The 16467-nt window shown below is 60.6% G+C and carries 19 protein-coding genes; 14 read left to right on the top strand and 5 right to left on the bottom strand.

Annotated features, from left to right (window positions below; all coding sequences use genetic code 11):
• The first annotated feature begins 91 nt into the window (after positions 1-91).
• Positions 92-970, top strand: a complete 879-nt coding sequence (locus ACF8FG_RS22610; RefSeq protein ID WP_014591125.1) for a LysR family transcriptional regulator — start codon at positions 92-94, stop codon at positions 968-970.
• A 62-nt stretch (positions 971-1032) separates the two neighbouring features.
• On the opposite strand, the gene ACF8FG_RS22605 is transcribed toward ACF8FG_RS22610, so the two are convergent.
• Positions 1033-1854, bottom strand: a complete 822-nt coding sequence (locus ACF8FG_RS22605) for an AraC family transcriptional regulator (RefSeq protein ID WP_318078880.1) — start codon at positions 1852-1854, stop codon at positions 1033-1035.
• Between the two features lie 129 nt (positions 1855-1983).
• Between ACF8FG_RS22605 and ACF8FG_RS22600 the strand changes: the two genes are divergently transcribed.
• On the top strand, positions 1984-2502 hold the full coding sequence (locus tag ACF8FG_RS22600) for a carboxymuconolactone decarboxylase family protein (protein ID WP_010953859.1): 519 nt from the start codon (positions 1984-1986) through the stop codon (positions 2500-2502).
• A gap of 13 nt (positions 2503-2515) precedes the next feature.
• The gene (gene grxC, locus ACF8FG_RS22595) at positions 2516-2770 is read left to right on the top strand and encodes a glutaredoxin 3 (RefSeq protein ID WP_134698447.1); all 255 of its coding nucleotides are present in this window, start codon (positions 2516-2518) and stop codon (positions 2768-2770) included.
• A 91-nt stretch (positions 2771-2861) separates the two neighbouring features.
• On the opposite strand, the gene ACF8FG_RS22590 is transcribed toward grxC, so the two are convergent.
• A complete protein-coding gene (locus ACF8FG_RS22590; RefSeq protein ID WP_318078876.1) occupies positions 2862-3956 on the bottom strand; it encodes a GNAT family N-acetyltransferase/peptidase C39 family protein in 1095 nt (364 codons plus the stop codon).
• A gap of 94 nt (positions 3957-4050) precedes the next feature.
• Here ACF8FG_RS22590 and ACF8FG_RS22585 point away from each other — a divergent pair, with 94 nt between their 5' ends.
• Genes ACF8FG_RS22585 through ACF8FG_RS22575 form a run of 3 tightly spaced genes read left to right on the top strand, consistent with a single transcriptional unit; the run spans position 4051 to position 6746 of the window.
• Positions 4051-5631 (top strand): RimK family alpha-L-glutamate ligase, encoded by a 1581-nt coding sequence (locus ACF8FG_RS22585; RefSeq protein WP_014591129.1) that lies wholly within the window; start codon positions 4051-4053, stop codon positions 5629-5631.
• Positions 5632-5634: 3 nt separating this feature from the next.
• On the top strand, positions 5635-6546 hold the full coding sequence (locus ACF8FG_RS22580) for a magnesium transporter CorA family protein (protein ID WP_023390185.1): 912 nt from the start codon (positions 5635-5637) through the stop codon (positions 6544-6546).
• Positions 6547-6602: 56 nt separating this feature from the next.
• Positions 6603-6746 (top strand): hypothetical protein, encoded by a 144-nt coding sequence (locus ACF8FG_RS22575; protein WP_178095693.1) that lies wholly within the window; start codon positions 6603-6605, stop codon positions 6744-6746.
• Between the two features lie 109 nt (positions 6747-6855).
• Here ACF8FG_RS22575 and ACF8FG_RS22570 read toward each other — a convergent pair whose 3' ends face one another.
• Both ACF8FG_RS22570 and ACF8FG_RS22565 read right to left on the bottom strand, forming a co-directional pair.
• Positions 6856-7242 carry a putative quinol monooxygenase gene (locus tag ACF8FG_RS22570; protein ID WP_119713823.1) on the bottom strand — a complete coding sequence of 129 codons (387 nt, stop codon included), beginning with the start codon at positions 7240-7242 and terminating at the stop codon, positions 6856-6858.
• A gap of 118 nt (positions 7243-7360) precedes the next feature.
• Positions 7361-8368, bottom strand: a complete 1008-nt coding sequence (locus ACF8FG_RS22565) for a zinc-binding alcohol dehydrogenase family protein (protein WP_019438519.1) — start codon at positions 8366-8368, stop codon at positions 7361-7363.
• Positions 8369-8473: 105 nt separating this feature from the next.
• Between ACF8FG_RS22565 and ACF8FG_RS22560 the strand changes: the two genes are divergently transcribed.
• From ACF8FG_RS22560 to ACF8FG_RS22550, 3 genes are all read left to right on the top strand, one after another.
• The gene (locus tag ACF8FG_RS22560) at positions 8474-9364 is read left to right on the top strand and encodes a LysR family transcriptional regulator (RefSeq protein WP_014591133.1); all 891 of its coding nucleotides are present in this window, start codon (positions 8474-8476) and stop codon (positions 9362-9364) included.
• Positions 9365-9490: 126 nt separating this feature from the next.
• Complete coding sequence (locus ACF8FG_RS22555; protein WP_076403846.1) at positions 9491-10057, top strand: TetR/AcrR family transcriptional regulator; 567 nt, start codon at positions 9491-9493, stop codon at positions 10055-10057.
• 54 nt (positions 10058-10111) lie between these two features.
• Positions 10112-10588, top strand: coding sequence for a nuclear transport factor 2 family protein (locus tag ACF8FG_RS22550; RefSeq protein ID WP_014591134.1), 477 nt, complete (start codon positions 10112-10114; stop codon positions 10586-10588).
• 85 nt (positions 10589-10673) lie between these two features.
• Here the strand turns inward: ACF8FG_RS22550 and ACF8FG_RS22545 are convergent, their stop codons facing one another.
• Complete coding sequence (locus ACF8FG_RS22545; protein ID WP_014591135.1) at positions 10674-11615, bottom strand: helix-turn-helix domain-containing protein; 942 nt, start codon at positions 11613-11615, stop codon at positions 10674-10676.
• A gap of 348 nt (positions 11616-11963) precedes the next feature.
• On the opposite strand from ACF8FG_RS22545, the gene ACF8FG_RS22540 reads away from it, so the two are divergent.
• The 5 genes from ACF8FG_RS22540 (at position 11964) to ACF8FG_RS22520 (ending at position 16434) form a co-directional block, all read left to right on the top strand.
• On the top strand, positions 11964-12131 hold the full coding sequence (locus ACF8FG_RS22540) for a hypothetical protein (RefSeq protein ID WP_167665932.1): 168 nt from the start codon (positions 11964-11966) through the stop codon (positions 12129-12131).
• Positions 12132-12144: 13 nt separating this feature from the next.
• Positions 12145-13203 carry a phenylacetaldoxime dehydratase family protein gene (locus ACF8FG_RS22535; RefSeq protein WP_318078877.1) on the top strand — a complete coding sequence of 353 codons (1059 nt, stop codon included), beginning with the start codon at positions 12145-12147 and terminating at the stop codon, positions 13201-13203.
• Between the two features lie 82 nt (positions 13204-13285).
• On the top strand, positions 13286-14152 hold the full coding sequence (locus tag ACF8FG_RS22530) for a transporter (protein WP_014591137.1): 867 nt from the start codon (positions 13286-13288) through the stop codon (positions 14150-14152).
• Between the two features lie 53 nt (positions 14153-14205).
• Positions 14206-14730, top strand: a complete 525-nt coding sequence (locus tag ACF8FG_RS22525; RefSeq protein WP_119713825.1) for a group 1 truncated hemoglobin — start codon at positions 14206-14208, stop codon at positions 14728-14730.
• 189 nt (positions 14731-14919) lie between these two features.
• Positions 14920-16434 carry an amidase gene (locus ACF8FG_RS22520; RefSeq protein WP_318078878.1) on the top strand — a complete coding sequence of 505 codons (1515 nt, stop codon included), beginning with the start codon at positions 14920-14922 and terminating at the stop codon, positions 16432-16434.
• Positions 16435-16467 lie beyond the last annotated feature (33 nt).

Here is a 16467-nt window from a genome sequence, read left to right as displayed (position 1 = left end):
TGAGTGGACGCTTACAGGTTGCACCGTCTTCCTCATTCCGATAAGAAACTAAATTTGGATATTACTTATTCCTCAAAAAGGCCAAATAGCGATGGATCTGTTCGACAGCATGCGCATCTTCGTGCGCGTCGTGGAGCGTGGCTCGTTTTCCGCAGTGGCTCGGGAGCTGAACATGGGGCAGCCGGCAGTCAGCAAGCAGGTCCGTGCGTTGGAGCAGTACCTGGGCGGAGCCGTGTTCGCCCGCAGCACCCGGCACCTCGCCCTCACCGATCAAGGGCAACGCTTCTACAGCCACTGCCAGGAGATTCTCAGCCAGCTAGAGCATGCCACGCGCAGCTTCGCCAGCGGCCAGGAGCAGATCGCCGGCCCCCTGCGAATAGCCGCACCGGTCAGCTATGGGAGGCTGTGCATAGCGCCCCTGATCGGGGCTTTTCTACAGCGCCACCCCGATGTGCAGATTGACCTGCGCCTGAACGATTACAACGAAGACCTGCTCATGGAAAACATCGACCTGGCCATCCGCATTGGTGTGGTGAAGAGCGAGGGGCTGGTGGCCGTGCCCCTGGGTACCAGCACACGGCGAGTCTATGCTGCACCGGCCTATCTCGATCGCCATGGCCAGCCACGCGAGCCCGCCGAACTGGCAGGCCACAACTGCATCGCCTTCACCTTGCTTGAGCATTACGACCGCTGGCACTTCACCCATCGTGGCGAAGCACTTGAGGTTGCAATCAAAGGCAACGTCACCAGCAACAACAGCGAGGCCATTCGTGAAATGGTCCTCGGTGGCCTGGGCATCTCCCTGTCTCCCCAATGGCTGTTTGCTGCGGACTTCGAGCAGGGTGGCGTGTGTAGCCTGCTCGACGAATACCAGACGACCGCGCTGCCGGTCAGCGCCGTGTTCAGCCGTGAGCGGCGCCGCTCGGCAAGGACGATGGCGTTCATCGATTTTCTTCGGGAGAACGTGTAAGCCACCCCGATGAGGCGCAGGACCTTGCTCATTCCCTGGCGTGCAAGTCGGTCGACCAGGCGTCACACCGTTCCCTGCTGCAGCCATTGTTTCGGGCTCGCGCCCACCTTGCGGCGAAAGGTTCGGGCTAGCGCAGAAGGACTTTCGTAGCCGACCTCATCGGCGATCAGGGCAATGGGGCGCCCTTCGCGAAGGCGTTTTTGCGTCAAACTGATGCGCCAGTTCGCCAGGTAGTCCGCAGGCGTAATACCCACGATCTCGCGAAAGTGCGAAGCGAAGCTTGCCCGCGACATGCCCGAAAGATTCGCCAGTTCCGCCACCGACCAATTGCGCTGCGGCTCATCGTGGATCCCCACAAGCGCGCGAGACAGCTGAGCGTTGGCCAGACCCGCCATCATTCCCGAGGCGATGCTGCGGCTAGCGATGAGGTGGCGAAGCAGTTGAATGATCATCAGCTCGAACAAGCGATTGAGAATGACATCACGACCACACTCATCTCCAAAGGCTTCTTCGAACAGCCAGTCAAGGGTGCCATCAAGGCCGTGCAATTCGCCGAGGGGCTTGATGATGAAGTCCGGCAAAGCCAGGGTCAGCGGATTGTTGGCGCCGCCATCGAACTGCAGGGTGGCGCACACTAACTCCGCTTCATCGGCGGCGGTGGCCAGCAAGTGATGCTCCTGCGGGCGCACCGCCAGAATCAGGCTGGGTTCGGTCAACTCGATCAGCTGGCCACGCTTGCCCCTGAAGGCCAGACGCCCCGAGCGCAATAGATGAGCGTGGCCGACACTGTGTTGCCCAAGGTGGGTGGTTCCACAGAACCCACCCTGGTGAAACGCGCTAGCGTGCAGGTTGAAGTGTTTAAGCAGGGTCGACAATCGGTCCATAGCGCACTCAGGTTTAGACGATCTGTTGCATAACTTCGACGATCTGAAGCCGAAAGAGAAGTCTGCCTCTCTAGTATGGACTCCACGCTTGATAGACAAGCCGGTTAATCAACCCTTTGGAGAACGACCATGACTCGAATTACCGCTCTCTCGCTGGACCAGGCCCCTACTGGCTCGCGCGCAGCCCTCGAAGGCATTCAAAAAGGTCTCGGCTTCATTCCCAACGCATTCAGGACCCTGGCGCACGCTCCGGTCGCGCTCAATGGTTACCTGGGCCTCGCCCAAGCGTTGGGTAAAAGCTCACTGAGCGCCGCCGAGCGTGAAGTCGTTGCCCTGGCCACTTCGGAAATCAACGGGTGCGACTACTGCCTGGCTGCACACACCTTCTTCGGCGGCAAGGCGGGTTTGAGCGATGAGGCCGTAAGCCAAGCCCGAGCCGGCACACTCAGCGCGGTTGCCGCACTGGCGCAGCAGATCACGGCAAGGCGCGGCCAGTTGAGTGACGAGCAGATCGCTGCCGCGCGTGAGGCAGGGCTTACTGATAGCAAGATCGTGGAGGTGGTGGCACAGGTCACGCTGTTAACCCTGACCAACTACCTGAACAACATCGCCGCTACCGATATCGACTTTCCGCCATCGGCAAACTAGGAGGGTAACCGCCATGAGCGCTGTGACTATCTATACCACCCCGCACTGCCCATACTGCCTGAGCGCCAAGCGACTGCTGTCGAGCAAGGGCATCACCCCTGACGAAATCAACGTTGAAGCGTCACCCCTGCACCTGGTGGAAATGATGCAGCGATCCCAACGCCGAACCGTCCCACAGATATTTGTTGGCAAGGTGCATGTCGGCGGCTTCGATGACTTGGCCCGTCTTGACCGCAAGGGCCAGCTCGAGGCATTGCTTCACGCTTGAAGCGCAAAGTGCTCCGGCATGTGAGCCCATCCGGAGCACTATTCATGTTCACTCCATGCCCATGCCATACGTACCCACCTGCACAGCCGTTCTATCGCCCGCGCAACAGCACAGCGGCCCTTACCCGCTGCCTGCCGAAACTGCTCATGCGCTGAAATTCGGCATGGCTTACTGGCAGATGCTGGCAATCCAGAATGCGTTTTTGGCGGCTGTGATCCACATCAGGATCATGCAGGTACACGAATTCGTCATCGCAACCCGTGACCAGAATCCAGTGCGGGGCCTTCAGACGGGTGAAACGGTAGCTGCTAATCAGCACCACCGGCCTGAACCCGGCTTGCAACGCTGACCGCACATCAAGGCCGGGCGCCAGCACCTGATGCACGTCGGTTTCGGCCAACGCCCCGGCAAAGCCGTCCTCGACCAATTGCATTACGCCTTTTTTCTGAGCACTGCGCACCCCATCGAGGAACAGCGATCCAGGCTGGCTGACCACCATGCACACCTCGAACCCGCGGCGCCAGGCCGCCAGTGCAAGCCCCTGCGGGCTGCAACCGCCGTGCCCTGCCGTCATGAAGATGGTGGTTGCTTCTCGCCACAGTTGAATTTCCTCGCTGCGGTGCATGGCCCGCCCCCGTTCGACCGCAGCCATGGCCATCAAAAGGCAGGCCGCTCCGCAGGTGAACTCGGTCGTTTGCGCGTAGTACGGCACTTGCCGTGCAGGGGGCGGAGCACTGCGCAGGATACGCTTCTCGAAACGCAGCGCCTGGCTGTGGTCTTCGTAGTAGTTCTCAACCACGGCGAAGCGTTGATAGCCATTGCTTTCGTACAAGCTGATGGCCGCAGGGTTGTCCGCGCGCACCTCCAGGCGCAGCCAGGCGCAATTACGCTCAAGCGCACTTGCCTGGGCCTGCTCCAGCAGCTGCTGGCCCAACCCATGGCCGCGCCAGGCCGGGCTTACGGCAATTGAATACAGACGGGCAAGTGACGTGCCGCGATGGAACAGCAGCAGCGCGTAGCCCGCCAGATGCCCCTGTTGTTCAGCGACAATAAGGCAGGCATTGGCGCGTCGCACCATCCAGTTGAAATTACGCGGGCTCAGGCGGTCGAGGGTGAAACAGTCCTGCTCCAGGGCAACCAGCGCATCGATATCGGCCACCGATGCAAAGCGAAAATCAAAAGCCATGGCAACACCGTAATGTTTGAGTAACGAACCGGGACAGGTCGGGAAACCCGTGATTTATTGAAGGGGCGTCTTCTTCAACAGGGATCGAATACTCATGTCAGCGGTGCAAGCCAACGTGGCCGAAGTATTGGCCAAAACCGAAGTTTCCACAATAACCCTCTCCGAGGAGCCACCCAGTAAGCGGAGCGCCGGTAACCGCTTGTTGATCGTGGTGGAGCGCAAGGAAGACTGGGCCAGCTATTTTCCCAGCGAGAGCCTGATGCTGGCCCAGGATTACTTTGAACACAGCGACGACGTCGCGAGGCGTACGCAGGTAATCAACCTGTGCCGCAGCTACAAGTATCTGGGGCAAGGCTACTACTGCTCGCTGCTCGCCGAGGCACGGGGCCACAAGGTGTTCCCGTCGGTGCGAACCATCAGCGAGCTTACTCGCAAGGCGCTCTATGGCGTGGGGCTGGATGACCTGGAACGCACGCTGGAGCGAGCCCTGGCCGATCACCCCTATGGCAGCACCGAGGCCTTCACCCTCACCTTGTATTTCGGGCGGACCGCCATTGAGCCCCTTCAGGATATCGGTCGACAGCTGTTCGAGTCGTTCCCCTGCCCTGTCTTGCTGGTGGAGTTTCGCAGGCGTGATACCTGGCAGATCGACGGGATCAAGGCCGGCGCGCTGCACAAACTGCGGGATGAGCAGCAGCACTTGTTTGCCGACGCGCTGGATGCCTTCAACCGCCGGACGTGGCGCCAGCCCGCCTCCAAACGCCTGGCACGGTTCGACCTGGCGATTCTGCATGACCCGGCCGAGGCGCTGCCGCCGTCCAATCCTGAGGCGCTGGAGCAATTCATCGAAAACGGTAAACAGCTGGGCATCGATGTAGAGCTGATCGAAAAGAAGGACTATGCGCGCCTGGCCGAATTTGACGCCTTGTTCATTCGGGAGACCACGCGGGTGGACGACCATACCTACCGTTTTGCCAAAAAGGCCGAAAGCGAAGGCCTGGTGGTGATCGACGACCCCTCCTCCATCCTGCGCTGCACCAACAAGGTGTACCTCGCCGATCTGCTCAAACGCCACAACCTCGGCGCGCCGGCCACGGAGATCCTGTACAAGGACCGCCCGCAGGAACTCGAGCTTGTGGGCCGGCGCCTCGGTTTTCCGCTGGTGTTGAAGATTCCCGACGGCTGCTTCTCGAAAGGCGTGATCAAGGTCGCCGACGCCCAGGCACTGGCCTCGGCGGCACAGGAGTTGTTCGAACATTCGGTACTGTTGCTGGCCCAGGAGTACTGCTACACCGAATACGACTGGCGTATTGGCGTACTCAACGGTGAGGCGCTGTACGCCTGCCAGTACTTCATGTCCAAGGGCCACTGGCAAATCTACAACCACAAGGCCCAGGCCGGCGAAGTCAACGGCCTGTGCCGCGCGGTCCCGGTGGAACAGGCACCGCCCGAAGTCGTAAAGCTGGCCGTCGACACTGCCAGGCTGATCGGGCACGGGCTGTACGGTGTGGACCTGAAGCAGACCGGCGACCGCGTACTGGTGATCGAAGTCAACGACAACCCCAACCTTGATGCTGGCACCGAAGACGCCGTGCTGGGTAACGCGCTTTACCAGCGAGTGCTGCAGGCTTTCGTGCAGCGGCTTGAGCGTAAACACCTCGGCCAGGCCTGGTAAACGATGATCGAATACTACCTCGCCGTAGACGGTGCTCTCCTTGAAGCCCCCGAGGAACGAGCCAGCGTCTGGTTGTGTGTCGCGCCGGACGCAGCGGAGCAATCCCGGTTGTGCGAGTGCCTGGGGGTCAGTGCCCAGTCGCTGGAGTCCTCCCTGGACCCGGATGAAGTGGCGCGTATCGAGATCAAGCCCGATCACCTGTTCCTGATCTGGAAGCGCCCGGAAAGCTTTGATGGCCGGGTATTCAATGTCTCGTCATTCGGCGTTGTACTCAGCGAAAAGCGCCTGGTGGTGATCTGCGCCGCCAACTCGCTACTCGCCGGGGTAGACCGGCAGGCCGGCATGAGTACCCCACTGGATGTGCTGATGGCGATGCTGGCTGAGAGCGTGCATCACTACCTGGGCCACCTGCGGGTGGTAAAGCAGGTGGCCCGTGAAATCCAGCTGCAGTTCGATCGGTCCATGGACAACCAGCACCTGGTGCAGATGTACAGCCTGAGCGAAAGCCTGGTGTATTACGTCAACGCCATTCAAAGCAATGGCGCCGTACTAGCCCTGCTGCGCAGCCATGGCCAGAAACACGGCTTCGGGCCCGAACAACTGGAAGTGCTGAATGACCTGATCATCGAAAACGAGCAAAGCTACCAGCAGGCGAAGATCCATGCCCAAGTCTTCACCAACCTGATCGAGGCCCGCGGCAACCTGGCCAACAACGGCATGAACCACGCGCTGCGCAACCTGACCATGATCAATGTGGTGTTCCTGCCCTTGAACCTGCTCGCCAGCATCGGCGGCATGTCGGAGTTCAGCATGATGACCGCCGGCCTGCCCTGGTGGTTGACGTTCCCCACGCTGCTGCTGGCCATGGCGGTACTTGGCGGGGCCATGGCCGTGGCTTTACGGCGTATGGCATGACCCGCCGTGCCAAGAAATAGTGTCAACCTGTACCCATCAACCCGCAGGACGAGACCATGGAAAATTCAGACATCGGATTATTTATGCTGGCGCTGATTGCAATTACAGGCACCCTGATAAGTCTGTTTGAACACCGCGCCGTACGCTCAGAAGAACCCAGCATCAAGCAGCCGGCAACCAAAGTTCAGCAGCGTCCTTGATAGTGAAATGGCGACCCACTCGCAAACTGGCGCCAACGTCCTCGAGAACAGCCATCCACATCGGTCGAGGTAACAGTGCCCCAGGGCGGGTCGCATTGCCTGGCCTCCCTCAGGGATGGGGCGCAACGGCAGATGACACCGGGTCAAGGAAGATCAGTTGCAAGGGCTCCGCCAACAGCTGTTCGGCCTGCTCAGCAAACCGCTGGAAGTGAGCGGTGGTCAGGTGCGCGTCCAGGGCCTGCTGGTTATCGAACGCCTCGCGCATGTAGAACGTCCCTGGCTCGTCGCTACGTTCGAACAGCATGTAGTCGCGGTTACCGGGCTCCGCCCGAGTCGGCTCGATCAACGCCAGCAAGGCCGCTTTGAGCGTTGGTGCCTGGCCTGGTTTGGCCGTGAGGATGGCGAGGGAAACGAGGGGGTAATCTTGTCGGTTCACATCAAGCTCCTGGTCAGTTGCAAAGAGCAGGCACGGTAGTGCCTGCTTCAATGTGTGCATGCGCTTCACCGGGCGTAGCGCCGGGAATGTGCGCGGCGCAGAGAAACACGGTTCGTTCAAGCATGCAGGCTCCTGGCAGACCGGATCGACCGGTCCGCCGTTGTCTGTCAAACAGGTTTCAGAAGCCTTCCAGGACGATCTTGCCGCGCGCCTTGCCACTCTCGACCAGCGCATGGGCACGGCGCATGTTGGCGGCATTGATGGCGCCGAAATGCTCGCCCAGGGTGGTACGCAGGATGCCTTGGTCGATCAGCCCGGCCACGCGCTCGAGCAGTTCGTGCTGGCGCACCATGTCGTCGGTTTCGTAAAGCGAGCGGGTGAACATCAGCTCCCAGTGCAGCGACAGCGACTTGCGCTTGAGCGGCATGACGTCCAGGGTCTGCGGGTCGTCGATCACGCCCAGGCGACCTTGTGGTCGCAGCACTTCAACCAGTTGCGCAAAGTGCTGATCAGTATGGGTAAGGCTGGCGACATGGCTGACTGACTCGATCCCCAAGGCCTGCAGCTGCCCTTGCAGCGGCGCACTGTGATCGATGACGTGATGGGCGCCCAGTTCGCGTACCCAGTTGCTGGTCTCGGCACGGGAAGCCGTGCCGATAATCGTCAGGCGGGTCAGTTGCCGGGCCAACTGCACCAGCATCGAACCGACGCCGCCGGCCGCGCCAACGATCAGCAGGGCATCGCCCTCCCCGCCGCCCTCCACGATGCCCAAGCGATCGAACAGCAGTTCCCAGGCGGTGATGGCCGTCAGCGGCAGCGCGGCTGCCTGTGCTGCACCCAGGCTACGCGGTTGATGCCCGACGATACGTTCGTCAACCAGGTGATATTCGCTGTAGCTGCCGGGCCTGGCGATGGAGCCGGCGTAGTACACCCGGTCTCCGGGCTTGAACAGGGTCACCTGGGCCCCGACTTCGCGGACGATACCGGCCGCGTCCCAGCCGAGTATTTTCGGCTCACGCGTGAAAGTGCTGGCGCGCACCTTGGTGTCGACGGGGTTGACCGACACGGCGTTGACCTCGACCAGAAGGTCCCTGGGCCCAGGGCTGGGCTTGGGCATGAAGATGTCCTGGAGAGACGCAGGGTCTTCGATAGGCAAGCCTTTGTGGATGAAACTGATCGCTTTCATAGGCACTCGCTGCTGAATGTGGTTTGATTTGGCATTCAGTCTGGCGTGCCAGACGCCCGGGAAAAACGGGCCCTGCCCGTCAACACTTTCATTGCAGGAGTGATAATGATCCGTCTCGACGACCTGGGCATCTTCGTTCGCAGCGCCGCGCTGGGCAGCTTTACCGCGGCGGCCCACGAGGCCGACCTGCTACCCGGCCAGGCGGCCGAAGCAGTCAAGCGCCTGGAGCGAGAGCTGGATGTGCGATTGTTTGCCCGCACCACGCGCAGCTTGCGCCTCACAGCCGAAGGCGAGCAGTACCTACCCTCGGCCCTGATCGCCTTGGAAGCCCTCAGGCACGGGCGCGACAACCTGCGTCAGGAAAGCGCCCAGCTCAGCGGAACGTTGCAGGTGGCCGCGCCCTCCGATTTGGGACGCAACGTGCTGCTGCCCTGGCTCACGGCGTTTCGCCGAGAGCATCCACAGTTGAACCTGCGCTTCTTTCTCTCCGACCAGATTGCCGATCTGTTCCGCGATCCGGTGGATATCGCCATCCGCTATGGCCTGAACGCCGACGCCAACTATGTAGCCCTGCCACTGGCACCTTGGAACCGCAAGGTGCTGGTGGCCTCGCCCGAGTACCTCGCGCGGCAAGGCACCGTGCAAGCCCCCGAAGATCTGCTCGAACACCAGTGCCTGCTGTACATGCAGCAGGGGCGGGTTTACGACAAGTGGCAACTGGGAACGCAGACTGTCCAGGTGCGTGGCGCCCTGCTCTGCGACGACGCCGATATCGCCCGGCGCTGGGCCGTGGCCGGCGAAGGGATAACCTACAAGTCCTGGCTGGATGTGAGCGACGATGTGCTGGCGGGAAGACTTGTCGTGCTCTTGCAGGATCACCCCGGGCCCGCCATGCCCCTGAGCCTGGTGTGCCCGCACCGCAAGCAGTTGTCTCCTGCGGTGAGGCAGCTGCATGCCTGGTTGACCAGCCGCTTTGCCGAACTGGAGCGCGACTGAGCAGCCGGGAAGCCAGCCACCCTGATCGAACGCATGCCGGCGCCCCGCTCGCGCGCAATCGAACAATTTAAAGAGATGCTTGACCAGGGAGAACGATCGTTCTACTCTGGCTACATGGATAAGCCAATGACCGATACACGCGAAAAAATCCTGGCGACTGCCGAGAAGCTGATTTACGAAAACGGGATTCACGCCACGGGCATGGACCTCTTGGTAAAGACCTCGGGCGTCGCCCGTAAAAGTATTTATCGCTATTTTGCGAATAAAGACGACGTAGCAGCGGCGGCACTCAATGCACGCGATATACGTTGGATGACGTGGTTCAGAAGTGAATGCGAAAAAGCGCAAACGCCAGAAGCACGCATCCTTGGCATTTTTGATGCCCTCAAAAGTTGGTTCGAGTCAGACGGTTTTCGCGGATGTGCTTTTATCAACACAGCCGGAGAGGTGGGTGACGCAGACGATCCTGTTCGACAGATCGCAAAACTGCATAAACAAAAGCTACTGGACTACACGCTAGAACTGACCAGCGAATTAGGTGTTAACGATCCAACTGGCTTGGCCAAGCAACTTCTTTTGATTATAGAGGGCACGATAACCGTGGCCCACGTCATGGGTGATCACACCGCGCTCGACAGTGCACGAGAAATCACAAAGGTCTTGCTCAAAGACGTGCAGCGCGCAAGCGCTTAAAGTTAAAGAAATACCCACTCAACTGAACCATCCAAAAAGATTGGAGGCACCACCATGTCCAACGAACACGCTCGTCCGCCACTTCCTCCTTTCACTCGCGAATCGGCGATTGAAAAGGTTCGACTCGCTGAGGATGGTTGGAATACCCGCGAACCCGATAAGATTGCCCTGGCCTATACGGTGGACACCCAATGGCGTAACCGTGCCGAGTTTGCAAACAACCGTGAAGAAGCTCGGGACTTCCTTACCCGCAAGTGGAAGAAAGAACTGGACTACCGCTTGATCAAAGAGCTCTGGGCCTTCACAGACAACCGCATCGCCGTCCGTTACGCCTACGAGTGGCACGACGATTCGGGCAACTGGTTCCGCTCCTACGGCAACGAAAACTGGGAGTTTGAAGCCGATGGCTTGATGCACCGCCGTTTCGCCTGCATCAACGACATGCCCATCAAGGAAAGCGAGCGCAAGTTCCACTGGCCACTGGGTCGCCGTCCGGATGATCACCCAGGGCTGACCGAACTGGGCCTGTAAGTCAGGTTAAACCTGATCCTTTACATTGGGGATCAGGTTTTTTGTTTGAGGAGCGCAGAGCATGGCCAACCGCAGGTTTCAATCCTCACCCCCTACTGCGCCGTAACAACGAATGCGGCGCCACTCCAAACGCCTTGCGAAACGCATGGCTAAAATGCGAAAAGTCGGAAAAACCAAACTCCAACGCCGCCTGCGAAACACTCCTTACCTGCCCACACTCAATCGCTGCGCGGCTAGCGTTCAGCCGTTCCTTCCAGATCTCGGCAACCGGTGACTTCTGATGCCGGGCAAACGCACGTGTCACCGTCCTTGTCGACACGTGATGTGCCAGGGCAATCGACTCGATCGACAGCTCCGGCTCAGTCAAATGGCGTTGAATGTAGTTCATGATTCGCCCATAAAGATCCAGTTCTCGATGGGTAGTATTCAGGTCCTGCAACTCAAGGCTGAGCACCAGCAGGTCGACGATGGTGTTGGAGTACCGCCGAGAGACGCCTTCGTCCTGCAGCAACGGCGCATAACTGGCCGCTTGGCCAATCATCTGCCGCAGCGGGATCACTCCGGGGCGCCCCTCTTCCAGCACCAGCGCGGTGATGTCAGCGATGTGCGGGACGCGCTGTGCGAGCAGCGGCCGGGGGATGCGGATAAGGTGGTTTTCGGTACCACCCAGGCTGAATCGAAACGGTTGGGTTGCGTCGTAAAGAAACACATTGCCGGCCGTGAGCCTGGCCTTGCGGTTGTGTTGTTCAATTTCGCCGTAACCGTCCAGGGTGACTCCCAACCATATGTCTTCGGCGGGGTCGCTGCGCAGGTGTTGCTCGGAGCGCACCCAGTGGTGCAGCGGCGACGACAGCGTCGTGACATCCAACGGGCCGATGCCGTTGACCTGCAGCGCCCCCTCGAAGTTGCTCTGCGAGGAGGGTTTGCTGTCTGCCGACAAACAATGGCGGCAGACCACCTCCCGCCAGTAATCAAAGCGACGGGATGGCGAAACGGCAAGGGTCGAATAGTGGTTGGTCTCAGCCATGATGGCGCTCACCTTCATGTGGCATATCGAAAAAGGGGCACTGTTACAGAAGTTCGCGTAGGCAATATTCACGCCAGCGGTATTCGCTGGTCCATGCTGCGGCCATCTCAGCCTTCGTCCTTATAGCGCCAACAGGCGCTTTCTAAAACCTCCCATATCGCTCCCCATTTCGGGGCAAAAATGCTGCTTTTCCCTCGACGCTGCACCATCGCGGCTCATCCTCAAGCGGGTGTTACGGCGCTGTCGTTTCCAACCAAACGATTGTCCTTGCGAACAAAGCGACGTTGCCCAGTCCTCCCTAACTTTTACCTCACGTTGTTTCCAGCAACTGCGCTGATGAGGTAGCCCATGCAATTACAAAAACAGCGAATAGCCGACGAGTTCAGGTGGCTGCATAGGCGCGACCTGGTGCCCGAAGAGTTTTTATCGTGGGTGCTCGAGTGGGCGGCGTGTGCACTGCGCGCCCGGCTGGCGAACGCACCAGGCAATGCTGAGCGTGTTCTGAACAAAAAATAACAAGGAGCCTGTGATGGAATCTGCAATCGACAAACACCTCATGTGCCCGCGCACGTTATCGCGCCGGGTGCCTGATGATTACCAGCCGCCCTTCCCGATGTGGGTCGGCCGCGCTGATGAGCAGCTGACGCAAGTCGTGATGGCCTATCTGGGGGTGCAGTACCAGGGTGATGGTCAGCGTGAGCGGGCCTTGCAGGCGATGCGCGAGATTCTCGACAGCTTTGGCTTGAACGACGGCCCGCTGACTCACGACCTGACGCACCACACCGACAGCAGTGGCTACGACAACCTGATGATCGTCGGCTACTGGAAAGATACCGGCGCTTACTGCCGCTGGTCACGCTCGCCTGAGGTGGATGGCTGGTGGAGTTCGCCGCAACGCTTGAATGATGGCCTTGGTTACTACCGCGAAATCACCGCGCCGCGGGCCGAGCAGTTCGAGACGCTGTATGCGTTCCAGAGCGATTTGCCCGGGGTCGGGGCGATCATGGACAACACCAGTGGCGAGATCGAGGAGCACGGTTACTGGGGCTCGATGCGCGACCGTTTCCCGGTGTCGCAAACGGACTGGATGAACCCGAACGGCGAACTGCGAGTCGTGGCTGGCGACCCGGCCAAAGGCGGTCGGGTAGTGGTGATCGGCCATGACAATATCGCCTTGATTCGCTCGGGCCAGGACTGGGCAGCGGCAGAAGCGGCTGAGCGCTCGCTGTACCTGGATGAAATCTTGCCGACCTTGCAGGATGGTATGGATTTTCTGCGCGATAACGGCCAGCCGCTGGGCTGTTACAGCAATCGCTTTGTACGCAATATCGACGCTGACGGCAATGTACTCGACATGAGTTACAACATCGGCCACTGGCGTTCATTGGAGAAACTCGAACGCTGGGCGGAATCGCACCCCACCCATCTGCGTATTTTCGTCACCTTCTTTCGGGTAGCGGCAGGGCTCGAGAAGTTGCGGCTCTATCACGAAGTCTCCGTGTCGGATGCAAGCAGCCAGGTGTTCGAATACATCAACTGCCACCCACACACCGGCATGTTGCGCGACGCAAAAGTCAGTTCCAACTAGCCCCCAACTCCACGTTTAGCCCCGCACCTGCCGTCCCTGCGGTAGTGGGGCTCTTTTTGCCCAGAATAAAGGACCTCTGTCCATGAAACAGCTCCGTTACCTGATGCTCGCGGCAGCCGTGCCAAGCGTGTGTGCCCAAGCGTTCGAAGTTGATCCGGGTGATTATGAAGCGCTGCCGGTGGGTGCAACGATCGGTGTGGTCTATTACCAGCATTCCACCACCGACAGCGCTTACGCCAACGGCCACAAAGTCAGCTCCGATTTCAACCTGACCTCCAACGTCGGCATCCTGCGGCTGCTGCACGTCTATCAATTGACTGATCGACTGACCCTGGAGCCGCAATTTCTGCTGCCGTTCGGCCGCGTATCGAGCAGCGGCGATGCCTCGGCCCTGGGCAACACCAGCGGCGTCGGCGACCTCACCCTGACGGCGCCGCTCAAGTACCGCTTGAACGAGGCCAACGACATCCTTGGCGCCACCGTTTACCTCACCGCCCCCACTGGCAATTACGACCGCGACGATGCGCTCAACCTTGGCGAGAACCGCTGGAAGGTCGATCTGCAGGCCGCCTACGTCAAACATGTGGGCGAAAAATGGGCTGTAGACCTGGTCGGTGATGCCATCTGGTACAGCGACAACGACGACTTCGGCTCCAGCTCTGCGCGCCGTGAACAGGAGGTTTCCTACGGGGCACAACTGATGGGGCGCTACATCGTCGACCCTGGCACTTCACTGGCAGTTGGCCTCGGTCACACCTGGGGCGGAGAGAACCAGATTGACGGAACGGCGCAGGACGACCGCGCCGAAACCACCAACTTGCGCGTCACCGCGAACAAGTTCTTCACCGCCAAGGACCAGCTGCAGGTGCAACTGGGCCGTGACCTCGCGGTAGAAAACGGCCCCAAGGAAAACTTCCGCCTGAACCTCAGGTACGTGCGGGTCTTTTAACCCAAGGCCCGTTGGCACCAGCAAGCCCCCCAGCAGATTCGGAGCACCAGTACATGATTGATCAACAGGCAACCCCTGAACAGCAACCTTCGTTGTATACCCGCCTCGGCGGCTATGACGCTATCTACCAGTTCGCCGGCGCGGTACTGCGCAAGACCATGGCCCACCCGGCGATCGGTCATATCTGGGCACACATGTCCGAGTCGACCTTCCAGAAGGAACACATCAACTTCGTCGACTTCCTCTCGCAACACTGGGGTGGCAGCGCCAAGTACCGCGGCCGGGACATGGTTACCGCACACCGCGGCATGGGGCTTACCGAGGTTCATTGGCAAGCCACGCTGGATTGCCTGGAGGAGTGCTACAACGACTACAACCTGCCACCGGAACTGCGCAAGGAGGTCAACGACTTCCTGGTCAAGTTCAAACCCGCCGTGATCGGCAGCCCCTCCTACCGCGATGTGGTGTTGGCCAACCCCACGATGGACCCGGCCAAAGGCATGAAAAGCGTCGGCGTAGTGTGGCCCGGACGCACCGATTCGGCTGAGCAGGCAGCCGTGCCCAAGCTGGAGCCGTAAGCCCACCCGGCCACATTCAGGACGCACTCCACTTGGCGCAACGCAGTCCTGCTCAACAAAGCGACTGTCCTGCTCAACCAAGTACCGCTCGCGCGCTGGCGCTAGCTTGTTACCAGGCCCAGCCGCGGCGAGCCTCTCGAACAGTCATTTACCGGCCCCTGCGGCCTGCCACCGGAAACAGGACACCCCATGGCCATCATCCGCCCGACGCTCGAACAGTTGCAGGCCCTCGCCAGCCGCCTGCACATGCAGCTGCCCCCCGAACAAGCCAGCGAATACCTGGCGCTCATGCAGGCAAGCCTCGACGCCTATGACCTGGTCGACGAACTGCCGGACTTCATCCCCTTGGTGCGCTACGAGCGCACTGCGGGTTACCGCCCCTCCGGCCGGGAGAACCCGTTGAACGCCTGGTACTACCGTACCGAGGTGATGGGCGCCAGCACCGGCAAACTGCTCGGCAAAACAGTCGCACTCAAGGACAACATCTCGCTGGCGGGCGTGCCGATGATGAACGGTGCCGCGCCACTGGCCGGTTTTGTACCGTCATTCGATGCCACTGTGGTTACGCGTTTGCTCGACGCCGGGGTGACCATCCTCGGCAAGGCCACTTGCGAGCACTACTGCCTGTCCGGCGCCAGCCACACCTCGGACCCGGCACCCGTGCACAACCCATTGCGCCCTGGTTTCAGCACCGGCGGCTCGTCGTCGGGCAGCGCCGCGCTGGTTGCTGCGGGCGAAGTTGACCTGGCGGTGGGCGGCGATCAGGGCGGTTCAGCGCGTATTCCCGCAGCGTGGTGCGGCATCTATGGCATGAAGCCGACTTTCGGGCTGGTGCCGTATACCGGGGTGATGGCGATCGAGGCCACCTTCGACCATGTCGGTCCGATGACCAGCAACGTGCGCGACAACGCGCTCATGCTCGAGGTCATGGCCGGTACCGACGGCCTTGACCCACGCCAGGGCGTGCCCGAAGTAGATACCTATGGCAACTACCTCGAGCGCGGTGTACGCGGGCTGCGTATCGGCATCCTCCAGCAAGGTTTCCAGCTCGCTAACCTTGATCAGCGCGTTGGCGACAAGGTGCGCAGCGCCATCGCTCGCTTCGAGGCGTTGGGTGCAGTGGTCGAGGAAGTATCGGTTCCCGAGCATACGCTGGCGGGCTCGCTATGGAGCCCGATCGGCTGCGAAGGCCTGACCATGCAGATGATGCACGGCAACGGCGCGGGCTTTAACTGGAAGGGCCTGTACGACGTCGCCTTGCTCGACAAGCAGGCCGGCTGGCGGACCCAGGCCGACGCCCTGTCGCCCTCGCTCAAGCTGTGCATGCTGGTTGGCCAGTTTGGCCTGGAACACTACCACGGCCGTTACTACGCGAAGGCGCAGAACATCGCCCGTTTCGCGCGCGCCGGCTACGACAAGGCGCTGGAGCGCTACGACCTGCTGGTAATGCCAACCGTGCCCATCATCGCCCAGCCGCTGCCAGCGCCAGGTTGCTCGATCACCGAGAGTGTCTCGCGCGCGCTGGAGATGCTCGGCAATACCGCCGCACAAGACATCACCGGTCACCCGGCCATGTCCATCCCTTGCGGCCTGGTCGATGGCCTGCCGGTCGGGCTGATGCTGGTCGGCAAGCACTATGCCGAAGGCACGATCTATCAGGCAGCGGCAGCGTTCGAGGCCGCGGTGGACTGGCGCACGCTGTGACCCAGGCAGCAGGCGCTGCGCCCCTGCAAAAAA

It is taken from the genome of Pseudomonas sp. YQ_6, assembly GCF_043103245.1.
GTDB classification, from domain to species: Bacteria; Pseudomonadota; Gammaproteobacteria; order Pseudomonadales; family Pseudomonadaceae; genus Aquipseudomonas; species Aquipseudomonas alloputida.
Note: the sequence above shows the minus strand (reverse complement) of the source record. Positions and strands in the feature narration are given on the sequence as shown.

Coding starts and splice junctions, on each gene's coding strand:
- ACF8FG_RS22550 (WP_014591134.1), top strand. CDS start 10,112: ATGTCCAACGAACACGCTCGTCCGCCACTTCCTCCTTTCACTCGCGAA.
- ACF8FG_RS22530 (WP_014591137.1), top strand. CDS start 13,286: ATGAAACAGCTCCGTTACCTGATGCTCGCGGCAGCCGTGCCAAGCGTG.
- ACF8FG_RS22535 (WP_318078877.1), top strand. CDS start 12,145: ATGGAATCTGCAATCGACAAACACCTCATGTGCCCGCGCACGTTATCG.
- ACF8FG_RS22585 (WP_014591129.1), top strand. CDS start 4,051: ATGTCAGCGGTGCAAGCCAACGTGGCCGAAGTATTGGCCAAAACCGAA.
- ACF8FG_RS22525 (WP_119713825.1), top strand. CDS start 14,206: ATGATTGATCAACAGGCAACCCCTGAACAGCAACCTTCGTTGTATACC.
- ACF8FG_RS22580 (WP_023390185.1), top strand. CDS start 5,635: ATGATCGAATACTACCTCGCCGTAGACGGTGCTCTCCTTGAAGCCCCC.
- ACF8FG_RS22605 (WP_318078880.1), bottom strand. CDS start 1,854: ATGGACCGATTGTCGACCCTGCTTAAACACTTCAACCTGCACGCTAGC.
- grxC (WP_134698447.1), top strand. CDS start 2,516: ATGAGCGCTGTGACTATCTATACCACCCCGCACTGCCCATACTGCCTG.
- ACF8FG_RS22560 (WP_014591133.1), top strand. CDS start 8,474: ATGATCCGTCTCGACGACCTGGGCATCTTCGTTCGCAGCGCCGCGCTG.
- ACF8FG_RS22600 (WP_010953859.1), top strand. CDS start 1,984: ATGACTCGAATTACCGCTCTCTCGCTGGACCAGGCCCCTACTGGCTCG.
- ACF8FG_RS22555 (WP_076403846.1), top strand. CDS start 9,491: ATGACCGATACACGCGAAAAAATCCTGGCGACTGCCGAGAAGCTGATT.
- ACF8FG_RS22575 (WP_178095693.1), top strand. CDS start 6,603: ATGGAAAATTCAGACATCGGATTATTTATGCTGGCGCTGATTGCAATT.
- ACF8FG_RS22540 (WP_167665932.1), top strand. CDS start 11,964: ATGCAATTACAAAAACAGCGAATAGCCGACGAGTTCAGGTGGCTGCAT.
- ACF8FG_RS22590 (WP_318078876.1), bottom strand. CDS start 3,956: ATGGCTTTTGATTTTCGCTTTGCATCGGTGGCCGATATCGATGCGCTG.
- ACF8FG_RS22545 (WP_014591135.1), bottom strand. CDS start 11,615: ATGGCTGAGACCAACCACTATTCGACCCTTGCCGTTTCGCCATCCCGT.
- ACF8FG_RS22570 (WP_119713823.1), bottom strand. CDS start 7,242: ATGCACACATTGAAGCAGGCACTACCGTGCCTGCTCTTTGCAACTGAC.
- ACF8FG_RS22610 (WP_014591125.1), top strand. CDS start 92: ATGGATCTGTTCGACAGCATGCGCATCTTCGTGCGCGTCGTGGAGCGT.
- ACF8FG_RS22565 (WP_019438519.1), bottom strand. CDS start 8,368: ATGAAAGCGATCAGTTTCATCCACAAAGGCTTGCCTATCGAAGACCCT.
- ACF8FG_RS22520 (WP_318078878.1), top strand. CDS start 14,920: ATGGCCATCATCCGCCCGACGCTCGAACAGTTGCAGGCCCTCGCCAGC.